We start from the raw sequence: 16,940 nt of genomic DNA, 5'->3' as shown, positions 1-16,940 counted from the left end.
GCCCCAAGGCTCAAAGTTTTAAATCACGTCTTTATCGTCGTCATCATCCTTAGAAGATGAACTGTCGCTGTCATCGTCATCTCCTGATGATCCGTAGTCGCTTTCCGCCCAGCGCAGATGCTCAAAGTTCATCGAGCGCCATGTAATCAGGCCGGCCGGAACAATAAGAGCGGCGATCGCCAATCCGAAGAAGCTTATTTGGGGTACATCGCGTTTCAGGCTGACCGTGTAAGAGATGGGCCCGTTTCCCCGGTCTGATTCCGGCTCGACCCGCAGGTAGTAGTTTCCCGGAGGCACACTGCCCACCACCGCGGTGTCTTGTGAGTCCCCTTCCGACCAGGAGCCGTCTTCGTCATATCCGTGGTAGTAGCTTATTTCCCGGCCGAAGTCGTAGGCTTGTCCTGTGTCCTCGTTGATCAGCGCGTAATTCACATAAATCCAGTTGTTGTTGACGTCCGTGCTGGTCTGGACTTCCACGTCCGAGGTGCGTCCCTTCAGTTGAAATTCATCGCTGACGAAAGACGCTTCCTCAGGGGATGTATTGGGGTCGAAAGTATAGGAATGCTGAAGCACCGGTTGTTGCCCGGCGGTTCCATAAAAAGCGACGATCATAATGATCATGCACACGAAGAAAATACCGAAGGCAGTCCAGATTGCAGTTGTGCTTGCGCTCAGCGGCGAGGGTTGGTTCTCGTAGACTCCAATCGGCTCCGGCGGGTCCCCGGCCAATCCAAATGCCTTCCAGATATATTGGCCGGTGACGTACTCACCCATGGACCACGTTGCTTCCTTCTGCATCCGTTCACAAGAGAGCACGCGCGGAGGGGAAACGTAGTCCGTGACGGTTGCGCTTTCGCCCACGCGAACTTGCCAGGGAAACTCGCCCAGCACAAAAGTTGTGGCCGCCTGCGCCGTCTGGAAATGTTTATACGTCTCTCCTAGATACCTGACCGTGATTTGCGTATCGTTGTCCACATTGGGCAATGATCTAAGCGTGCTCACGTCGTTCCAATGCCCGTCATATTCGGTCAGGTAACGGAACCCTTTGTAAGGATTGAACAGCAGATACTCGTGCCAGCTATACGGTATTCCATCCACGTGAATGGTGCGCCGTTGGAACCCAATCACTTCGTATTGCGTTCCTCGTATGGTCCCACGCGTGCCCAGCGGAATCAGCGGTACATCTGAGCCTTCGATCAGTTTGAATTGCTGCAATATTTTTAGGTTGGGATCTTTGGCATCCAGAATCGAATGGCAACTGCTGCAAACAATTGTGACCGCCTGGTCAAAGGACCTCACCATCAGCGAGGCCCCGCAGCCAGGGCAGTTTAAGGCTTTGACCCTGGGAACCGCGGGTTTGGGTAGGCCTGGCGCGTCAGGGTTCATCACCATCCCTCGAAACTTCGCAGATTTTTCATGTGCAAGTCTTCGAATTCTACAGCCTTGCCGCAGTAGAGTGCTGGCTGTTCGTCGCCGTAGTCGAGAGTGGCGAAATTACCTGTCTCCGAGCGCAGGTCAACGAATGTGGCATCTTCTTTGTCCCAGCATTGAAATGGAAGTTCGCCTTCCACGCCGCGGAAATGGGCCTTGGTGATGGTGCTCACGGTGTAGTGCACGTTGTCCCACACGTAATGCTGGTTGACTTTGACTTCTTTCTCCGCCGGGAGTTTGCGTCCCTCTACGGCCATGGTGACCACGTATTCATTCTGCGCGTCTGAAAGCCATTGACTGCTTCCGTTATTAAAAATGATGTGCCACTCATTCCACGTGCCCAGCTCGTACTCGTAGATAATTCGTCCGGCGACTACAAACGCCCCCTTGGCATAAATGCCTTCGCTTCCCATTTGGATAGGCGAGCTGTCTACCGGCAGGTCGGCCACGATACCGACCTTCTTCAGGTCGAGGTCCGTGCGAATCAGGATGGATTTGCAATATTCACATACGGTTTGCACACTGCTCGACCAACGGAACGTGATCTTGGCGCCGCAGTTTGGGCAGGTGCTTACCGGATGTGTCATCGCCGAGCGCCTCGCCTCGCCAGATTCAAAATGCGTTCGGCCCGCTCTTGTAATGTTTCCTGGTTAGGGGAGACGTAGGGACGCAACATTCTCCGAACACAAACCGATGAAGCAGAAAACATCTGCTTCAAGTTTGCGTCAAAATCCCAGTCGGCTCGCGGACGGCAACAGAAAACATTCAGGCACAGTGAGCCGAATTCAGGAAAGGTATGGCACGCCAGGTGCGATTCAGAAAGCAGGCACAGGCCGGTGACGCCGCCGGTGCCGGGAAACTGGTGCCAGTTGGTTTCGCCAATCGGCCGCAGATCTAGTTCGCGTATGATTTCATCGAATAGGGCGCGTAAGGCCGCCAGCTCGCGCAGTGAGTCCGGGGAGCAGCCATACGCCTCAACAACCCATTCAATTCCGTTCATATCGTTTGTGGTGCTCTATTGTTGCGTGTTCCCGCACTCTGGGCAAAATTTGCTGCTTTTCGGAATCGGCTTGCCGCAGTTGATGCAGAACTTTGAGTCAGCCGCTGTCACAGCAGCGCCTGCTCCAGAAGCTTGTTCTTCAGGCTTCATGGCGCCCATCATCACCTGTCCCATGGCAATTCCCGCGCCCAGGCCGGCCCCCAATCCCGCCCCGCCGCCTTCATTGGCGGCTGCGATGGGAATGGATTGCGCGACTTGGAACTTTGTGTAGCGTCCCATGTCGCCCACCATGTTCATGCCAATGCGCTGGTCGAGAATTTTCTGCAACTCATCGGGAAGCGAAAGGTTTTCCACCACAAAGCTGTCGAGGCCAAGTCCAAGATCTGCAAACATGGGCTTCGCTTGTTCGGCAATTTTCTGCGAAAGCGCCACTTGGTTGGCCGCCATGTCCAGGAATGCGACCTGGCTGTTCGCGAATGTATCAGTCAACCGGCCGATAATGCTGTTCCGCAGTTGTCCTTCCAGGTCAGCCACGTGGTAAACATCACGCGTGCCGCTCACTTTCGTATAAAAAACCTTGGGATCGCTGATGTGATACGCATAAATGCCGAAGCCGCGCAGCCGCACTGCACCGAACTCCTTGTCGCGGATCGTAATCGGGTTTTGCGTGCCCCAGTGCTCATCGGTCTGCAACCGGGTCGAGAAGAAATAGACGTCTGATTTAAAGGGCGACTGGAACGCTTTGTCCCAGTTCATGAGGTAAGTGAGAATGGGCAATGTGTGTGTGGTCAGCGTGTACAGGCCGGGCGCAAAAACGTCGGCGATCTTTCCTTCGTTGACGAACACCGCCATCTGCGAGTCGCGTACCGTAAGCTTGCCCCCGTTCTGGATCTCACGGTCCTGCATCGGATACCGGTAGGCCAGCAATCCGTCTTCCGGCTCGACCCAATCAATAACATCAATGAACTGCTTGGTGAGGAATTCACGCAACGTCATAGGAGCACCTGCTCTTCCATTCACAAAAGCTATGGTTGTTGTGCGCAATGCCGGCTGCTAAGCATAGCACTCAGCAGGTCCGGTGCAATTTCAATTTCTAAACTGCCGTACTGCCAACATTAAAGCCGCTACAGGGAAACCGCGCAAGTCAGTTACAATGGGCACTTTCACTGTTCAAAATGACGCCAATTTTGAACTGACAATGTTCTTTTGAACTGAAAAATATTTCAGGACGGAGCTTGCCTGTGCCTGCCAAGACTTTGCCTTCAGTCCTCAGCCAAGTGGTCGAAACCAAGGCCGAATACGATGTTCGGTTGTTGGCGCAGCAACTTGGCATCAGTTACCGCTCTTTAATGTATTGGCTTCGCGGAGACCGCCATGTTCCGGCCTACATCCTGCCCCGAATCTGTGTGCTTCTAAAGAACTACGAAGCGCTTGATTGCCTCGAGTCTCAGGCCGGCAGAGTGGCCTTCAAGGTCCCGGATCCGCGGACCACCTCCGAAAAAGAGCTCTTGATTGTTTCCAAGCTCGTCAAAGACGTTGGCGCAGCGCTGGAAAGCATCGCTAATACGCTCGCGGATGGAGTTGTGGAAGAACGCGAATTGCACATAACTGTGCCTAAACTCGATGCCGTAATCCAGGAATGCGCCTCGGTAAAATACCTGCTTGAAACCTTATATAGGGATAGAAAGAAGAAAACGAAAAAATAACTGCACACCGATTTGGACGCCCCCCGCGAAGTGGGTGTGGGATTGTGCGAACAGTTTCTTTTAATAGAAGGAACAAATGAACATGCGAACTCGACTACTTGAATTCTCAATCTTATTGGCGGATATCATTTTTCTGGCCCCGCAGGGCAATTAAGAACTGAGAACTGAGGACTGATAATCCGCGTGATCCGTGAAATCCGCGGTAAGCAGTTTCCTAGTAGAATGGCTTAATGAAAAAATCTGCGTTAGCATTCGCGTGCATTCTGGTATTCGCAACCGCTTTTGAAGCCGGGCCTGCCGTGGCCCAAAACTCAGCCACCACAAACAACTCAGCGGCCCCAGCAGCCAAGCCCCAGACATCTTCGACAGCCAAAACCCGGATCCATTCGACGGCAAAAGCCGCTCCAGCAGGTACGGCCCACTCGAGTCCGTTGTTAAGCACTCAGAAAGCCAAGACCAGCTATGCCATTGGTATCAACTTGGGAAAGGGCCTGCACCATCAGTCGCTGGATGTTGATCCGGTTCTTGTTTCACGTGGCCTGAAAGATGGGCTGGCTGGAGGCAAGGCCCTGATGACCGACGAAGAAATCCAGGCTACGCTGATGCAGTTGCAAGCTCAGATGAGCGCCAAACAGCAGGAGCAGTTAAAGCAGATGGGCGACACCAACAAAAAAAATGGCGACGCATTTCTTGCAGCCAACAAAAGCAAGCAGGGCGTAGTCACTCTACCCAGCGGATTGCAATACAAGGTACTGACCCAGGGCACTGGCCCCAAGCCAACTGCGGGTGACACGGTGTCCTGCAACTACCGGGGCACCTTTCTCGATGGTACGGAATTTGACAGCTCATCTAAGTATGGTCACCCCATCAGCTTTCCTGTCAGCGGAGTCATTAAAGGCTGGACCGAAGCCCTTCAACTCATGCCCGTGGGATCAAAGTGGCAACTCTATATTCCAGGGAACCTCGCGTACGGAGAAAACGGTACCCGGGGCATCCCGCCGAGTTCCACCCTCATTTTTGACGTCGAGCTGGTTTCCATCGAGGCCAAAAAATAAGTGCCCGGGGGTATCCGTCAGCACTTTGTGTTAAATCTTGCTCAGAACAAAGGCTGAGGATCCCTTGTTCCAGAAAGTGTTCCTCGAAGAACACTTGGTCAAGAGCGTTGTTTGGTTTCCGGGGACTAACGACTGCGGGTTTGCTTTTCCTGAAAACTGAGAACTGAGAACCGGGAACTGAGAACTAACTTGAAAACTTTGATTAAAACGCAAGCTTTCAAGTTTGCGTCAGATGTCCAGGTTCTTCACGTCCAAGGCATTTTCTTCGATGAACTTGCGCCGTGACTCTACGTCTTCGCCCATCAGCGTCGAGAAAATGGTCTCGCACTCCGCCAGGTCTTCCATCTTGACCGTCAGCAGCGTGCGCTTTTCCGGATCGAGCGTGGTCTCCCACAACTGCGGAGCCGTCATCTCGCCCAGCCCTTTGTAGCGCTGCACTGTGAAGTCCTTTTTCCCCTGGTTCAGCACGTAATCGAACAGCTCGCGCGCTGACTGCTTCTCTACCGTTTCTACAGGCGATTTCTTTTTGCCCGCCGCAGGTTTGGCCGCCTTCTTTTCTTTTTCCGTGACACCGGCTTTGGCCAGGGCTTCGCGCTCGGTTTCGCTTAATTCTTCATCCGCTTCGCCTTCTTGCGCGGTTGCAGCCGAGCGGCCGATGGTTTCCACCACGAAGGGCGGTTCCATAAACTCCTGGATCTGCTTGTGCTTGGAGATCATCTGGCGGTATTCAGGCGTAGAAGCCAGTTCCCAGTTGATCTTGCGCTCGGCGCCCTGCGCGTCGGTAAAATGCGCCTCCCACAGGTTGTGCTCGGCATCGAATTGCAGGCTGATCTCTTTTACGCCGTTGGATTTCTCCAGGCCCTTGAGCTGCTTTTCGAGCTGCAGGATTTTCTTTGGCGGGGTCTTCTTTTCCCCTTCAAAATCAGTGCGTGCGCTGAACCCCAGCCTGGGCAGCAGTTCGGTGACCCGCGCGTCGCGCAAGCGCTTATCCACCTTGTCGAAGAAGCTCAGGTATTCGTTCAAGGTGGTCATAAACTTGGTGAGCGGAGCGCCTTCCAGCTTGGCCGCACCCTCGCCGTAGCGCACCACCATGCCCTCGGAGGCCCGCTTGACCATGACCTTCACGAACTCGCGGTCGTCTTTGATGTACTGCTGCGATTTGCCTTTTTTGATGGAGTACAACGGCGGCTGCGCAATGAAGACGTGCCCGCGCTTCAGCAACTCCTGCATGTGGCGGAAGAAGAAAGTAAGCAGCAGCGTGCGGATGTGCGAGCCATCCACGTCAGCATCGGTCATGAGGATGATCTTGCCGTAACGCAGCTTGCTGGGATCGAAGTCGTCTTTGCCAATCCCGGTGCCCACCGCAGTAATCATGGCGCGGATTTCCTCGTGCCCCAGCATCTTGTCGTAACGGGCTTTCTCCACGTTCAGGATTTTGCCCTTGAGCGGCAGGATGGCCTGGAATCGCCGGTCGCGTCCCTGCTTGGCGGTTCCGCCGGCGGATTCGCCCTCCACCAGGAACAGCTCGCAGCGGTTAGGATCGCGCTCCGAGCAGTCGGCCAGCTTGCCTGGCAGGCCTCCCCCATCGAGCGCGCCTTTACGTCGCGTCAGGTCGCGGGCCTTGCGGGCGGCCTCGCGCGCGCGCGCGGCTTCAATGGCCTTATTGATGATCTTGCGTGCCACGGGCGGGTGCTGCTCAAAAAATGCCCCCAATTTCTCGTTTACAAAAGCCTGCACGATGCCGGCAATATCGGAGTTGAGCTTGCCTTTGGTCTGCCCTTCAAATTGCGGCTGCGACAGCTTCACGCTGATCACCGCCACCAGGCCTTCGCGCACATCGTCGCCCGTGAGGTTTTCTTTTACATCTTTGAACAGTCCGAGTTGCTGTCCGGCATAGTTGATGGTGCGGGTGAGCGCGGTGCGGAAGCCAGAAAGGTGCGTGCCGCCATCGACCGTATTGATGTTGTTGGCGAAGCAGAAGACAGTTTCCGAGTAACCGTCGTTGTATTGCAGTGCGATTTCCATGGCCACGCCGTCGCGCTCAGCTTCCATGTAAATGGGCTTGTCGTGCAGTACCTGCTTGCCGCGGTTCAGGTGCTTGATGAATTCGGCAATGCCGCCGGTGTACTTGAACTCATGGCTCTTGGCGGCGCCCGACTTGGAATCGGTGTTGCGCTCATCGGTTAGCGTAATGAGCAGGCCCTTGTTGAGAAAGGCCAGCTCGCGCAGGCGCTGCGCCAGAGTATCGAAGTTGTACTCGGTGGTGGTAAAAATGCTTTTATCGGGAACGAAGTGCACTTTGGTGCCGCGCTTCTTTGTAGTCCCGGTCTTCTTAAGTTTGCTGGTGGGCTCGCCTTGGCTGTAGGTCTGCTCCCACACGTGCCCGTCGCGCCAGATCTCCAGGTCGAGCTGATAGCTAAGTGCATTGACTACGCTTACGCCCACGCCGTGCAATCCGCCGGAGACTTTGTAGGTGGAAGAGTCAAACTTTCCGCCAGCGTGCAGCTTGGTCATGACCACCTGTGCGGCGGAGAGTTTTTCGTCATCAATCACCATGTCATCCACGGGGATGCCGCGCCCGTTGTCCACGACTGTGATTGAGTTATCAATGTGGATGGTGACGTCAATCTTGTCGGCAAATCCGGCGAGGGCTTCGTCTACGGAGTTGTCCACGACTTCATACACCAAGTGATGCAGACCCATTTCGCCGGTCGAGCCGATGTACATCGCCGGGCGCTTGCGCACCGCCTCCATGCCGCCCAGGACCTTGATAGATTCGGCGGTGTAGTCTCCCTGGCCGTTTTCACCGCTGGATTTCTTCGCTTTGGTGTTTTCTTTTGTGGTTGCCACTGCCGTCACTTTGGAATTGGAAGCCATGCTTTGAGGGTCTCCGATAACGTTCTTTACGCGGAGCAAGGGTACTGTGCGCCTACTATCAAGATCGCACCGACTTCAAGTTAAGTTGTTGATATTAAAGTCACTTAGTAGATGGTTGCTCAATTGGAATTATACCATAACGACCGGAGTCTTTCTGCTTTTGAGGACGCCATCCAACCTCTGAAAATAAACCATATTTGCGTAAAATAAATCCGAAATCACAGCCAATTTTTCACAAAACGTTGTACGGTGCGAGGACCCATTGGAGAGATTGAGAACTCGAATGACTCAAATGAATTCAGGGTGATGTGAATACAAATCCCGTTGTGCGATGCAGCAACCGAAGCCACTCGCCGCAGGCAATCCTTCGCGCAGCGTAATTTAACGCTGGCGTAAAGAGCGGCCCAACGATTACAATTCCGACCGTTTGGTTACGTTAGTACATGCTCGGATGCATGTAGCCAGACACGCCGAATGTAATGACACCAATGGACCATTCGGCCCCTATACTCAGTTGCCCTGCAAAGGGCCCGCCAAAACTTTTAAAAAAATTCTTGAGGAGACCTCGCATGAAAAACTTCACACAAAAAGCTTTAATGATTGTTATTACTTTATTCGTACTGGTTGGATTGTTCTATGGCCTCAGCACGCCCGTGAAGGCTACTTCAGCAGCAAGCCTAAATCCTGCGTTGCCGCAGCCGCATGATGGTCCGGTGCCGACTTGCGCACCTATGGAGGTGTGTGCAACATCGCTTAGTCTGATCCCTCCGAAGTAATTTGGACAATCAGAATTCACTTGTAGGCTGCCAGATCGAGATGTTAAGATACGCTTCCTGGTTCGGCAGTTGATGGTGCGGTGTGCTTACTGGCGGGAAATGAGTCATGTTGCTTGCCCCTAAACTTTATTACGTACTGTGGATCATTCCCATGATCATCCAGGGCGCCATAGCCTACATGATGGTGCACCGTAAATTGCGGGAAGAATTACCCTTCTTTTTTCACTACACTGTTTTTCAGGTTTTAAGCAGCATAGGCCTTTTTGTGGTGTTTCAGTTGAGAAACAAGCCGGCCTATTTTTACGCTTATTGGACCTGCATAGCAGTCGGTGCGATGCTCGGGTTTGCGGTAATCTATGAAATTTTTGACAATGCCTTCCGCCCCTTTGCAGCACTGCGTGATTTTTCCCGGGTTATTTTTCGCTGGGCTTGCATGGTTTTGTTAGTAGCCGCCATTGTCATGGTAATTACTTCCACGGCTGGAAATACATACCGTATAACCTTAGGAATCATGGCGGTCGAACGCGGGGTACTGCTTATCCAAGGTGGCTTGCTGTTATTCCTGCTAATGTACTCTTCCCGACTGGGCATGACTTGGAAACATCACAGCTTCGGTGTTGCCTTAGGATTTGGGTTTAATGCTTCTGCACATTTGATTCTGAATAGTCTGCGTGCTCAGTTAGGGGTGAGTTGGCATCCAATGTACAACATGCTCTTGATCGTCTGCTACAACGTTGCTGTCGTAACCTGGGCAGTATACATATTTTCCCCCGAACCAGCTCGCATCACCGAACAAGCGCAGTTTGCTCCCAAACCCATTCTGCAGCGCTGGAACCACGTGCTATCAGGAGAAGAATCCGAAGAGTTGGGTGGGACTTTTATCCCCAGTATGGAACGCATTGTGGATCGAGTGATGGCATCTAAGAAGTAAAAAATATATTCCCTTCAAAATCTTTCCTACTTTTGCAGAAGTATTTTTGCAAGGAATTCCACCTACTGTTTGGATTAGTTTAAGGAAGGCAAAAATTCGTGCGCGTATGACTTCGCGTCTGTACCCGGTTGTTCTACTCTTTTTTCTTTTCTTTCTTGACCTCTAAGGCGAGCTCACGCGCGATTTCTGCTACCAGTTCGGGTTTCATACGCTCGGTCACGCGATGAACAATCTCAGCGATCACAGCAGTATGCTTATCCAGGGCTATGGTTGCGTCGCCTGTAAACGCCTGATGTACGGCCTCAGTCAGCGCAGGGGTGACCTCTGTTCCCATAGCAGCAGCCATCGCGGCTGCCAATTGGGCATCGGGCCCGTTTTCCGGAGCAGCGGCTTGGGGCGGAGCGGCCGCAGTGGGCTCCAATGAATGAGACGGGTCCAGCTCGTGCTCTACGGTGGTATGCTCCCCGGAGAATTGCTGTTGCATTTCCTCATGCAACGAGACCCCGATTTCATTTTCTTCAAGATGGGTTTCTTCTGCCGACCATCCGGAAAGAGCAGCTTCGTGGGTATGAGGAAGCCCCGCATCAGCTTGCGCAGCGGCATCTTCTGACCACTTGGAACCTATTGCGGAGGCGACCTGTGCTTCAAAATCCTGCGTATGTCCCGCTGTCTCGGGCTGTTCCCTTAATTCCGCGGGTGGGTCAATCTCCTGGGTATCCTCAATGCTGGCGTGCTCTTCCACCGTTCCGCTTGTGTGTCCGTAAAGTTCAGGATAATCAGCGGCGTTGCCCACCGGAACCGGCTCGGCATCTTTTACACCGAACCGTGTTGGGAATTGAGCTGACATCTCATTAACATCGGTCACCAGCATGGAATCGCCAGTCGCGCCGGCGGGCACATCACGGGTAGATGGCTGGCTTGTGACCTCTAAATCCGGGACTGTACCAGAGGGAATGTGTTCTTGGGCTGAAGATGGAACGACTTCCAATTCCGGTTCATACGAGGCAGGCGCGGGTTCAGGCTGGGGAGGTTCCCAGGAAGACACCACCGCACTGAGGTGTAGATCGGAAACTTCGGCGTGGGGAGCGACATCAGCTTTCGATTCCGTATGAATATCTGCGGCAGTCTCCATGTCTATGTCGTGCGCGGAACCTACAGTATGCACGGGAGCAGCTTCGTGCTCATGCGCAGACGATGGCCCAGGACGTGGAGTTGGAGCCAGAGTCTCCATGGTCTCTTCTACGGCTCCATGAGACAAGGTTATTGTTTCAGCTTCGCTTTCGTCGTGGGCTGTAGCGGTTGCTCCTTCTTCTCCCTCAAGTCCTTCCAGTGCACTGGCGCCGCCGAACCAGCTTTTGGCTTTTGAGAAGAACCTTCCTACACCAGATTTCGGTGTGGATTCATCATCAACGCCTTCCTCCATGATCTGGTAGGGATTGATTTCACTGGTTGATCTTTCCAGGTAAGCCGTGTTGCGTTCCAGCAGCTCCGTGGTGGTCTGTTCGGCGTCGGGCGTGACCTCATTACCAAGATGCTCCATGCCCATTGCAGGCGAAGCTCGCATTTCAGTGGGAACATTGACGGTATGCGGCTCGGCCGCGGCCGAAGGGAAATCTTCTTCTGGGAGTTCGCCCGTGACCGGCACTTGGGGCGCTGGCTCATCCGCCGCAGCCGTGGCCGATTTCCATGTCTGATAACTCTCGTCTTTTTCGTCGAAAACAGGAGTTTTGATCTTCAGGGTGCGTTCGTATTCTGGCGGTTCATCGGACGGGGGTTGCGCAGGAGTCACCACCACCTTGGCAGGGCCGGCCTTGGAGTTTGAGGAATTGATCCGCTGCTCAAGCTTCTGCACAGCGGCGAGCAGATCGCTGGCCTCGAACGGCTTCACAATAACGCCGTCGGCCTTGACGCGAGCGCCCTCCTCGGGCCTGAAGGGTTCCATCTTGCCGACAGTGAGCAGGACAGGAATCTTCGTGGTCTCGATAGCGCTTTTTACGCGCTCACACACTTCCAGGCCGGTATAGCCCGGCATGTACACGTCGAGCACCACTACATCGGGTTTTGTTTCGGCAATTTTCTTAACGGCAGCAGCACCATTGGAAACAGCCACAACTTCATAGCCTGCTTCCGTGAGAATTTTCTTGCCCATATTTTGGGCAGTCATGCTGTCGTCGGCCAATAAAATCTTTAGCGCCACAACGATTAATCCTTAATAAGGCGGGGAGCGTGAATGAAACGTTACTGTTTATTGGGTCGCAAGTCAATGAGGACGGCACCTTAAAGGGCAACATCCCCGGCGATTGACCCATTATAAACCGGCTAGAGCGGGGGGAGCTCAGGAGAAAACACTTATTATTTCGGCTTAAAACGGAATTACTGTTTGTGTCCTTTCTTCTTCCCTTTCTTGCTGGAGGAAGAACCCCCAGTCTGATCTTGAGATTGAGCATTGCTCTGCTGAGCCGAGCCGTTTTCTGGGTTGCTCGCGTCGTTGACCTGTGCGGGTGCGGGCGCCGGGGCTGCGGGCTGGCTTTGCGTGTTTGAAGTCGTGGTTGGTGCAGAACCAGCCTGTGACGGGGGCGCTTGCGATGTCCCGGGTTCTATGGGCTTTAATTCGGGAATTCCGGTGTCAGGAGTCGCAGGCGTCGACTGAGCAGGACTTGAGACGGGCTGTTGCTGCGGAGCCGGTGCCGGAGTTTCAGGCGCAGGTGAATTCTGCGAATTGGAGTTGGGCGCGGCATCATTTTTCGTGGGGGCACCATTACGGATTTCCAACGAAACGTCGCTCTTAAGGGCGTCGGTGGTTTCGCGGACGACAGCTACCGCGCTGGTTTCCTGCGGAGATGTCATCGTAGGTTCGCCCGCGTGGGCCGCCTGCTTCACATTAGGAGAGCGACGGAAATTGCTCATAACTTTGTCAATACGCCCCGGGCCAGAGCGGCTGGCCTCAATGGCTTTATCCTGTTCAACTGCGTCCGACGAGGGAGTAGGTATGGGGCGCCCCAGGGCCTGCAGACGGCGCTTGGCATCGCTGGCGCGTTGAGTCATTGGGTAGTGCAAAACGATACGGGAATAAGCTTCAGTCGCCTTGTTGCTGAAATCCTGGATCAGCTTTCCTTTAAGGACTTCCTGTAATCCTCGGGCATCGCGCGTGCGCTGAATTTCTTTTTCGTAGATGTCGCCTAGTGTATAGAGTGCTTCCGGAGCTTTGCTGTACAAGGGGTAGGTATCCACTGCAGTTTGCAGGCGGGCAATGGCGGCTGGCCAGGATTCATGCATGTAATAGAACTTGCCAATGCCGAATTCCCTCTCTGCTAAAACTTCCTGCACCTCGCGCAGCCGCTGCTTCCCCTGCGGCACAAGCTTGCTGTCGGGGAACTGCAAAATTAACTGCTGGTATTCCTCTTCGGCGCGCTTGGCATGAGTAAAATCACGGTCTGCTTTTTCCATCTGCCGGTAATGGATATTGGCGACCTTGAGCTGCGCTTCTGCGGCTTCCGGCATGTTGGGGAAGAAGGTGATGAAATCCTTATATTCGATCTCTGCCTGAGCCAGGCCAGTGGTGCCGCCTTCTGCGTACCAGGCGTCGCCGATGGCCAGCTTGGCGCGCGCGATATATTCTGAATCGGGATAGGTATTGATAAGAGTCTGCAACGTGATGCGCGCCTGATCGTACTTGCTGTGCTTCATGAAGTCCATGGAGCGGTCGAACAGGACTTTATCGGGCTGTTTGGAATCCAAATTGGCCAGCGGATTTTGCGCCTTGCTGTGATGAAACAGGCCGGCCATCGCCCCGAGCGGCAGGATGAGAGCAAATAGAAGAACAGCGAAAATTTTACGGACCATAAGAAATCAACTCGCTTATGTTTTTTTGTAACTTGCCTTGCTTCCTGTCAAAGACGCCCTACCAAGTCTATACCTTGAGAAGGGTTGCTTCCCGTGCAGTCTTCAGCAATTGTTCCACGTTATCGCGGGCATTGCCTTTCCCGAACACGGCGTAACCTGAGACCAGAATTTCTACTCCTGCCCGTACAGCATCTGCGATGGTCTCGGTAGTGATGCCGCCATCAATTTCAATCCGGAACCCCAAATTCCTGGCGCTGCGAATATTGGCCAGGGCGCGCACTTTTTCGAGCGATGCCGGTATGAATTTCTGCCCGCCGAAGCCGGGATTCACCGACATCACGAGCACATGGTCCACCATATCCAGCACTTCACTTAAGGTCTGCACTGGAGTGGCCGGATTGATGACCACGCCGGCCTTCAATCCTCTGGAAGCAATGTGTTCCAGCGTACGATGCAAATGTATGCAAGCTTCCTGGTGCACCGAGATCCAATCCGCTCCAGCGTCAGCGAACGCCGGGATATACTCATCAGGATTCTCGATCATCAGATGCACGTCGAACGGTACATCGGTTACCCGCCGCAACGATTGAACCACCGGTGGACCAATGGTGATATTGGGGACAAAGTGCCCATCCATTACATCCACATGCAACAGCGTGGCGCCTCCGGCCAACGCGGCCTGAACTTCCTCTGCCAAGCGGGCAAAATCGGCCGATAAAATTGAGGGCGCGAGCTCAATCATGGGATGCTTTGCGGCAAATAAACCAGCCCTGATTCTAGCAGAATCAACAGTGGCTGGAATGAATAATTAAGCATAAAAATTGCGGTTACGGGCCATTTTGCTGTTCTTAGCTGCTCATAGGTTGCATGCAAAACTTTACAGAAGATCGCCTTGAGGATTAAGTTGCAGCCTGGAGCGGAAAGCCTGTAGCTTCTTACATGTGGCGCTCGTCGAAGTTCGTGAACTGACCAAGATTTATTCTCTGGGAGCTTCCATTTTTGCTCCTCAACCCGCCGTGGGCCAACTCGCGGCCGGCAAGGGCGAAATCCGCGCGGTGGATGGAGTCAGCCTCGAAATTCACGCGGGAGAAACCCTCGGTCTGGTCGGAGAATCGGGTTCAGGCAAAAGCACGCTGGGACGGCTGATTCTGCGATTGATTGATCCAACTTCGGGCACAATCTTCTTTGACGGGCAAAATCTTCAAAACGCTTCTGCCCCGGCAATGCGCCGGCTACGCCGCGACATGCAGATCATTTTTCAGGACCCGTTCGGCTCGCTTAATCCGCGCATGCGTGTACGCGAGATCGTGACTGAGCCGTTGCACATCCACAAAATCGAGGGAGTGGATATGGACTTGCGGGCTGCAGAGCTGATGCGCGCCGTGGGTCTGGATGGCTCGGCCCTCGAACGCTATCCACATGAATTTTCCGGGGGACAGCGGCAGCGCATCGGAATTGCCCGGGCTTTAGCGCTGCGACCACGGCTCATTGTCTGCGATGAACCGGTTTCGGCGCTTGACGTCAGTGTGGGAGCACAAATTGTGAACCTGCTGGCGCAATTGCAGCGGGAATTCGGCCTGACTTACCTGTTCATCTCCCACTCCATGCCTATCGTGCGCTATCTGGCCACGCGTATTGCAGTAATGTATCGCGGGAAAATCGTCGAGCTGGGAAGCTGTGAGCAGGTGACCTCGAGGCCTGCGCACTCTTACACGCGCAGTTTGCTGGAAGCAACGCCAGAGATTTGAAAGCAGTCAGCACTCAGCCAAAGCTGTGCTAGATAGTCATCCAAGCAGCTGCGCGCTAACTCCACGGGCGTCCCTAAGTTATGCGGACCGGCTTAAGGAGTGGAAAGAGACTTGGGGTTCGACAAATTCCTGGGAGAGGCCTTTTGCAGCGTACTGACCAGCAACTCGCCTGAGGATGGCGTGCTTACCGCATGTTCCAGGACAATCTCTCGCGCGGTAATCTTGCGCCCGTAGACTTTTTCACTTGCGCTATTATCTGGACGCAGGGTGGAACCATCAAGCGAAACCCCGGCGAAGAGGCCGTGCGAGCGGGAATATGTGAGAATCTCGGCGCGCATGAGCACGTCGGTGGCGGCTTGGGCATCGCGCCCCTTGGGGCCCGCAGCGGCGGCGATGTCTGCGCCAAGTTTGACTTTGCTTTTCAGGATCGAATCAACTCCCTTGGGATTCACCACCAGGAGAACAAAATCTATGGCTTGTCCTCCGATCTGGAAGCCAATGTTGGCGCCTTCCAAGGCGACCATGGCAGGCGGTCCCCAGGGACCGGTGAAGTTCTGGTTACTGCGGCATGACATGGCCCCGCGTCCGTAATTGGCGCCAATGCCGAATGCAAACTTCTTGACCGAAGGGATGACAATCACACACTCGGATTTATCAAGGATCCCTTTGGGAAGATTGTCGGGAATATTGAGGATTTCTTCGAGGACTTCACCTGCTTGCTTCAGGCGCTCCTGTTCGTGCTGCTGGGCCCGAGCACAGGTTGACAGCAGCACCGTCGCAAACAGTAACCTAAGTGTCTTTTTCTTCATGAGCCTACTTCCCCAGTGTACGCCCTTTTTAAGCAAGGCTTTTAACCAGGTTCGTTCTCTTTGCAAGTTTTTTGCGAGTTAAGGGAAGTGGACTTTCAGCAGAGTTACGAAATTAGGAACTTCCTAAAATTATGCTCTCTTTTTGCCAGAACCAGACTTGGCTGGGGTTGCCGGTTCTGCCTTCTCCCACGGGCGTTTGGGACGGGCGGATTCGGGTTCATCGCGGTTTTCCACGCGGTCGTACTGATAGCTGTCGCTGACTGTGCCAATGGATTCGTTATACAGGCTGGGCAGGCCGGTGGCCTCTTTCAATTCTTCGGTGAACTCATGGATGGCCTTCAGGTGGTCGGCGGTGGCGGGGACTTCGGTCTTGGAAGTCTTGAGGAATTTCTGATAGCCGCGGTCAATCAGCTTGGCGATCTCTCCGCCTACTAAATAGCCTGGACTGGCGAAAACTTTGGCGGCACCGGTCTTGGGGTCTTTTTCGATGGCTGCTGAGACGTTGTACTTCTTCAGGAAGACACGGTTACTGGTGGCGGAGGGTTCGAGGATGTCGAAGCCGTGATCGCGCAGCCATGCGACTGCATCTTCATATTTGCGGGCTTGATAATTCTTGACCATGATTTTCTACTTTTACCAACAACTCTAAAATTTGATTCCAAAATGAGCCGTAAGACATTAAGACTGTCTGCGGCTGGCTGTGGGTTACGTTGAAAGTGTCGTCCTTGTGAGTCGTTATCGACCGGCTAAAGATTTTCTCGAAC

At 53.8% G+C, this 16,940-nt stretch carries 15 protein-coding genes; 5 read left to right on the top strand and 10 right to left on the bottom strand.

Annotated features, from left to right (window positions below):
- Positions 1-18: 18 nt before the first annotated feature.
- Genes VK738_05965 through VK738_05950 form a run of 4 tightly spaced genes read right to left on the bottom strand, consistent with a single transcriptional unit; the run spans position 19 to position 3,475 of the window.
- Positions 19-1,386 carry a DUF4178 domain-containing protein gene (locus VK738_05965; GenBank protein HTD22177.1) on the bottom strand — a complete coding sequence of 456 codons (1,368 nt, stop codon included), beginning with the start codon at positions 1,384-1,386 and terminating at the stop codon, positions 19-21.
- Positions 1,386-2,018, bottom strand: a complete 633-nt coding sequence (locus VK738_05960; GenBank protein ID HTD22176.1) for a DUF4178 domain-containing protein — start codon at positions 2,016-2,018, stop codon at positions 1,386-1,388. The genes VK738_05965 and VK738_05960 overlap by 1 nt, the downstream gene beginning before the upstream one ends.
- On the bottom strand, positions 2,015-2,431 hold the full coding sequence (locus VK738_05955; GenBank protein HTD22175.1) for an S-adenosylmethionine decarboxylase: 417 nt from the start codon (positions 2,429-2,431) through the stop codon (positions 2,015-2,017). Before VK738_05955 ends, VK738_05960 begins: the two co-directional genes overlap by 4 nt.
- 15 nt (positions 2,432-2,446) lie before the next feature.
- A complete protein-coding gene (locus VK738_05950) occupies positions 2,447-3,475 on the bottom strand; it encodes an SPFH domain-containing protein (GenBank protein ID HTD22174.1) in 1,029 nt (342 codons plus the stop codon).
- A 197-nt stretch (positions 3,476-3,672) separates the two neighbouring features.
- Between VK738_05950 and VK738_05945 the strand changes: the two genes are divergently transcribed.
- Complete coding sequence (locus VK738_05945; protein ID HTD22173.1) at positions 3,673-4,137, top strand: phage regulatory CII family protein; 465 nt, start codon at positions 3,673-3,675, stop codon at positions 4,135-4,137.
- Positions 4,138-4,367: 230 nt separating this feature from the next.
- A complete protein-coding gene (locus VK738_05940; protein ID HTD22172.1) occupies positions 4,368-5,192 on the top strand; it encodes an FKBP-type peptidyl-prolyl cis-trans isomerase in 825 nt (274 codons plus the stop codon).
- A gap of 228 nt (positions 5,193-5,420) precedes the next feature.
- Here the strand turns inward: VK738_05940 and gyrB are convergent, their stop codons facing one another.
- The gene (gyrB, locus tag VK738_05935; GenBank protein HTD22171.1) at positions 5,421-8,069 is read right to left on the bottom strand and encodes a DNA topoisomerase (ATP-hydrolyzing) subunit B; all 2,649 of its coding nucleotides are present in this window, start codon (positions 8,067-8,069) and stop codon (positions 5,421-5,423) included.
- Positions 8,070-8,638: 569 nt separating this feature from the next.
- On the opposite strand from gyrB, the gene VK738_05930 reads away from it, so the two are divergent.
- Both VK738_05930 and VK738_05925 read left to right on the top strand, forming a co-directional pair.
- Positions 8,639-8,845: a hypothetical protein gene (locus VK738_05930; protein HTD22170.1), complete on the top strand. Its 207-nt coding sequence runs from the start codon at positions 8,639-8,641 to the stop codon at positions 8,843-8,845.
- A gap of 106 nt (positions 8,846-8,951) precedes the next feature.
- Positions 8,952-9,776 (top strand): hypothetical protein, encoded by an 825-nt coding sequence (locus tag VK738_05925; GenBank protein HTD22169.1) that lies wholly within the window; start codon positions 8,952-8,954, stop codon positions 9,774-9,776.
- Between the two features lie 133 nt (positions 9,777-9,909).
- Here VK738_05925 and VK738_05920 read toward each other — a convergent pair whose 3' ends face one another.
- The 3 genes from VK738_05920 to rpe all read right to left on the bottom strand — a co-directional run bounded on the left by VK738_05920 (position 9,910) and on the right by rpe (position 14,361).
- Complete coding sequence (locus VK738_05920; protein HTD22168.1) at positions 9,910-11,973, bottom strand: response regulator; 2,064 nt, start codon at positions 11,971-11,973, stop codon at positions 9,910-9,912.
- A 176-nt stretch (positions 11,974-12,149) separates the two neighbouring features.
- Complete coding sequence (gene bamD / locus VK738_05915) at positions 12,150-13,619, bottom strand: outer membrane protein assembly factor BamD (protein HTD22167.1); 1,470 nt, start codon at positions 13,617-13,619, stop codon at positions 12,150-12,152.
- Between the two features lie 67 nt (positions 13,620-13,686).
- Positions 13,687-14,361, bottom strand: a complete 675-nt coding sequence (gene rpe / locus VK738_05910) for a ribulose-phosphate 3-epimerase (protein HTD22166.1) — start codon at positions 14,359-14,361, stop codon at positions 13,687-13,689.
- Between the two features lie 199 nt (positions 14,362-14,560).
- Here rpe and VK738_05905 point away from each other — a divergent pair, with 199 nt between their 5' ends.
- Positions 14,561-15,367 carry an ATP-binding cassette domain-containing protein gene (locus VK738_05905; GenBank protein HTD22165.1) on the top strand — a complete coding sequence of 269 codons (807 nt, stop codon included), beginning with the start codon at positions 14,561-14,563 and terminating at the stop codon, positions 15,365-15,367.
- Positions 15,368-15,459: 92 nt separating this feature from the next.
- Here VK738_05905 and VK738_05900 read toward each other — a convergent pair whose 3' ends face one another.
- The gene (locus VK738_05900; GenBank protein HTD22164.1) at positions 15,460-16,176 is read right to left on the bottom strand and encodes a lipid-binding SYLF domain-containing protein; all 717 of its coding nucleotides are present in this window, start codon (positions 16,174-16,176) and stop codon (positions 15,460-15,462) included.
- A gap of 129 nt (positions 16,177-16,305) precedes the next feature.
- Complete coding sequence (locus tag VK738_05895; protein HTD22163.1) at positions 16,306-16,797, bottom strand: hypothetical protein; 492 nt, start codon at positions 16,795-16,797, stop codon at positions 16,306-16,308.
- Positions 16,798-16,940 lie beyond the last annotated feature (143 nt).

This window comes from Terriglobales bacterium, from assembly GCA_035487355.1.
Lineage (GTDB): Bacteria > Acidobacteriota > Terriglobia > Terriglobales > Acidobacteriaceae > QIAW01.
This window is presented reverse-complemented; position numbering and strand designations above follow the sequence as displayed.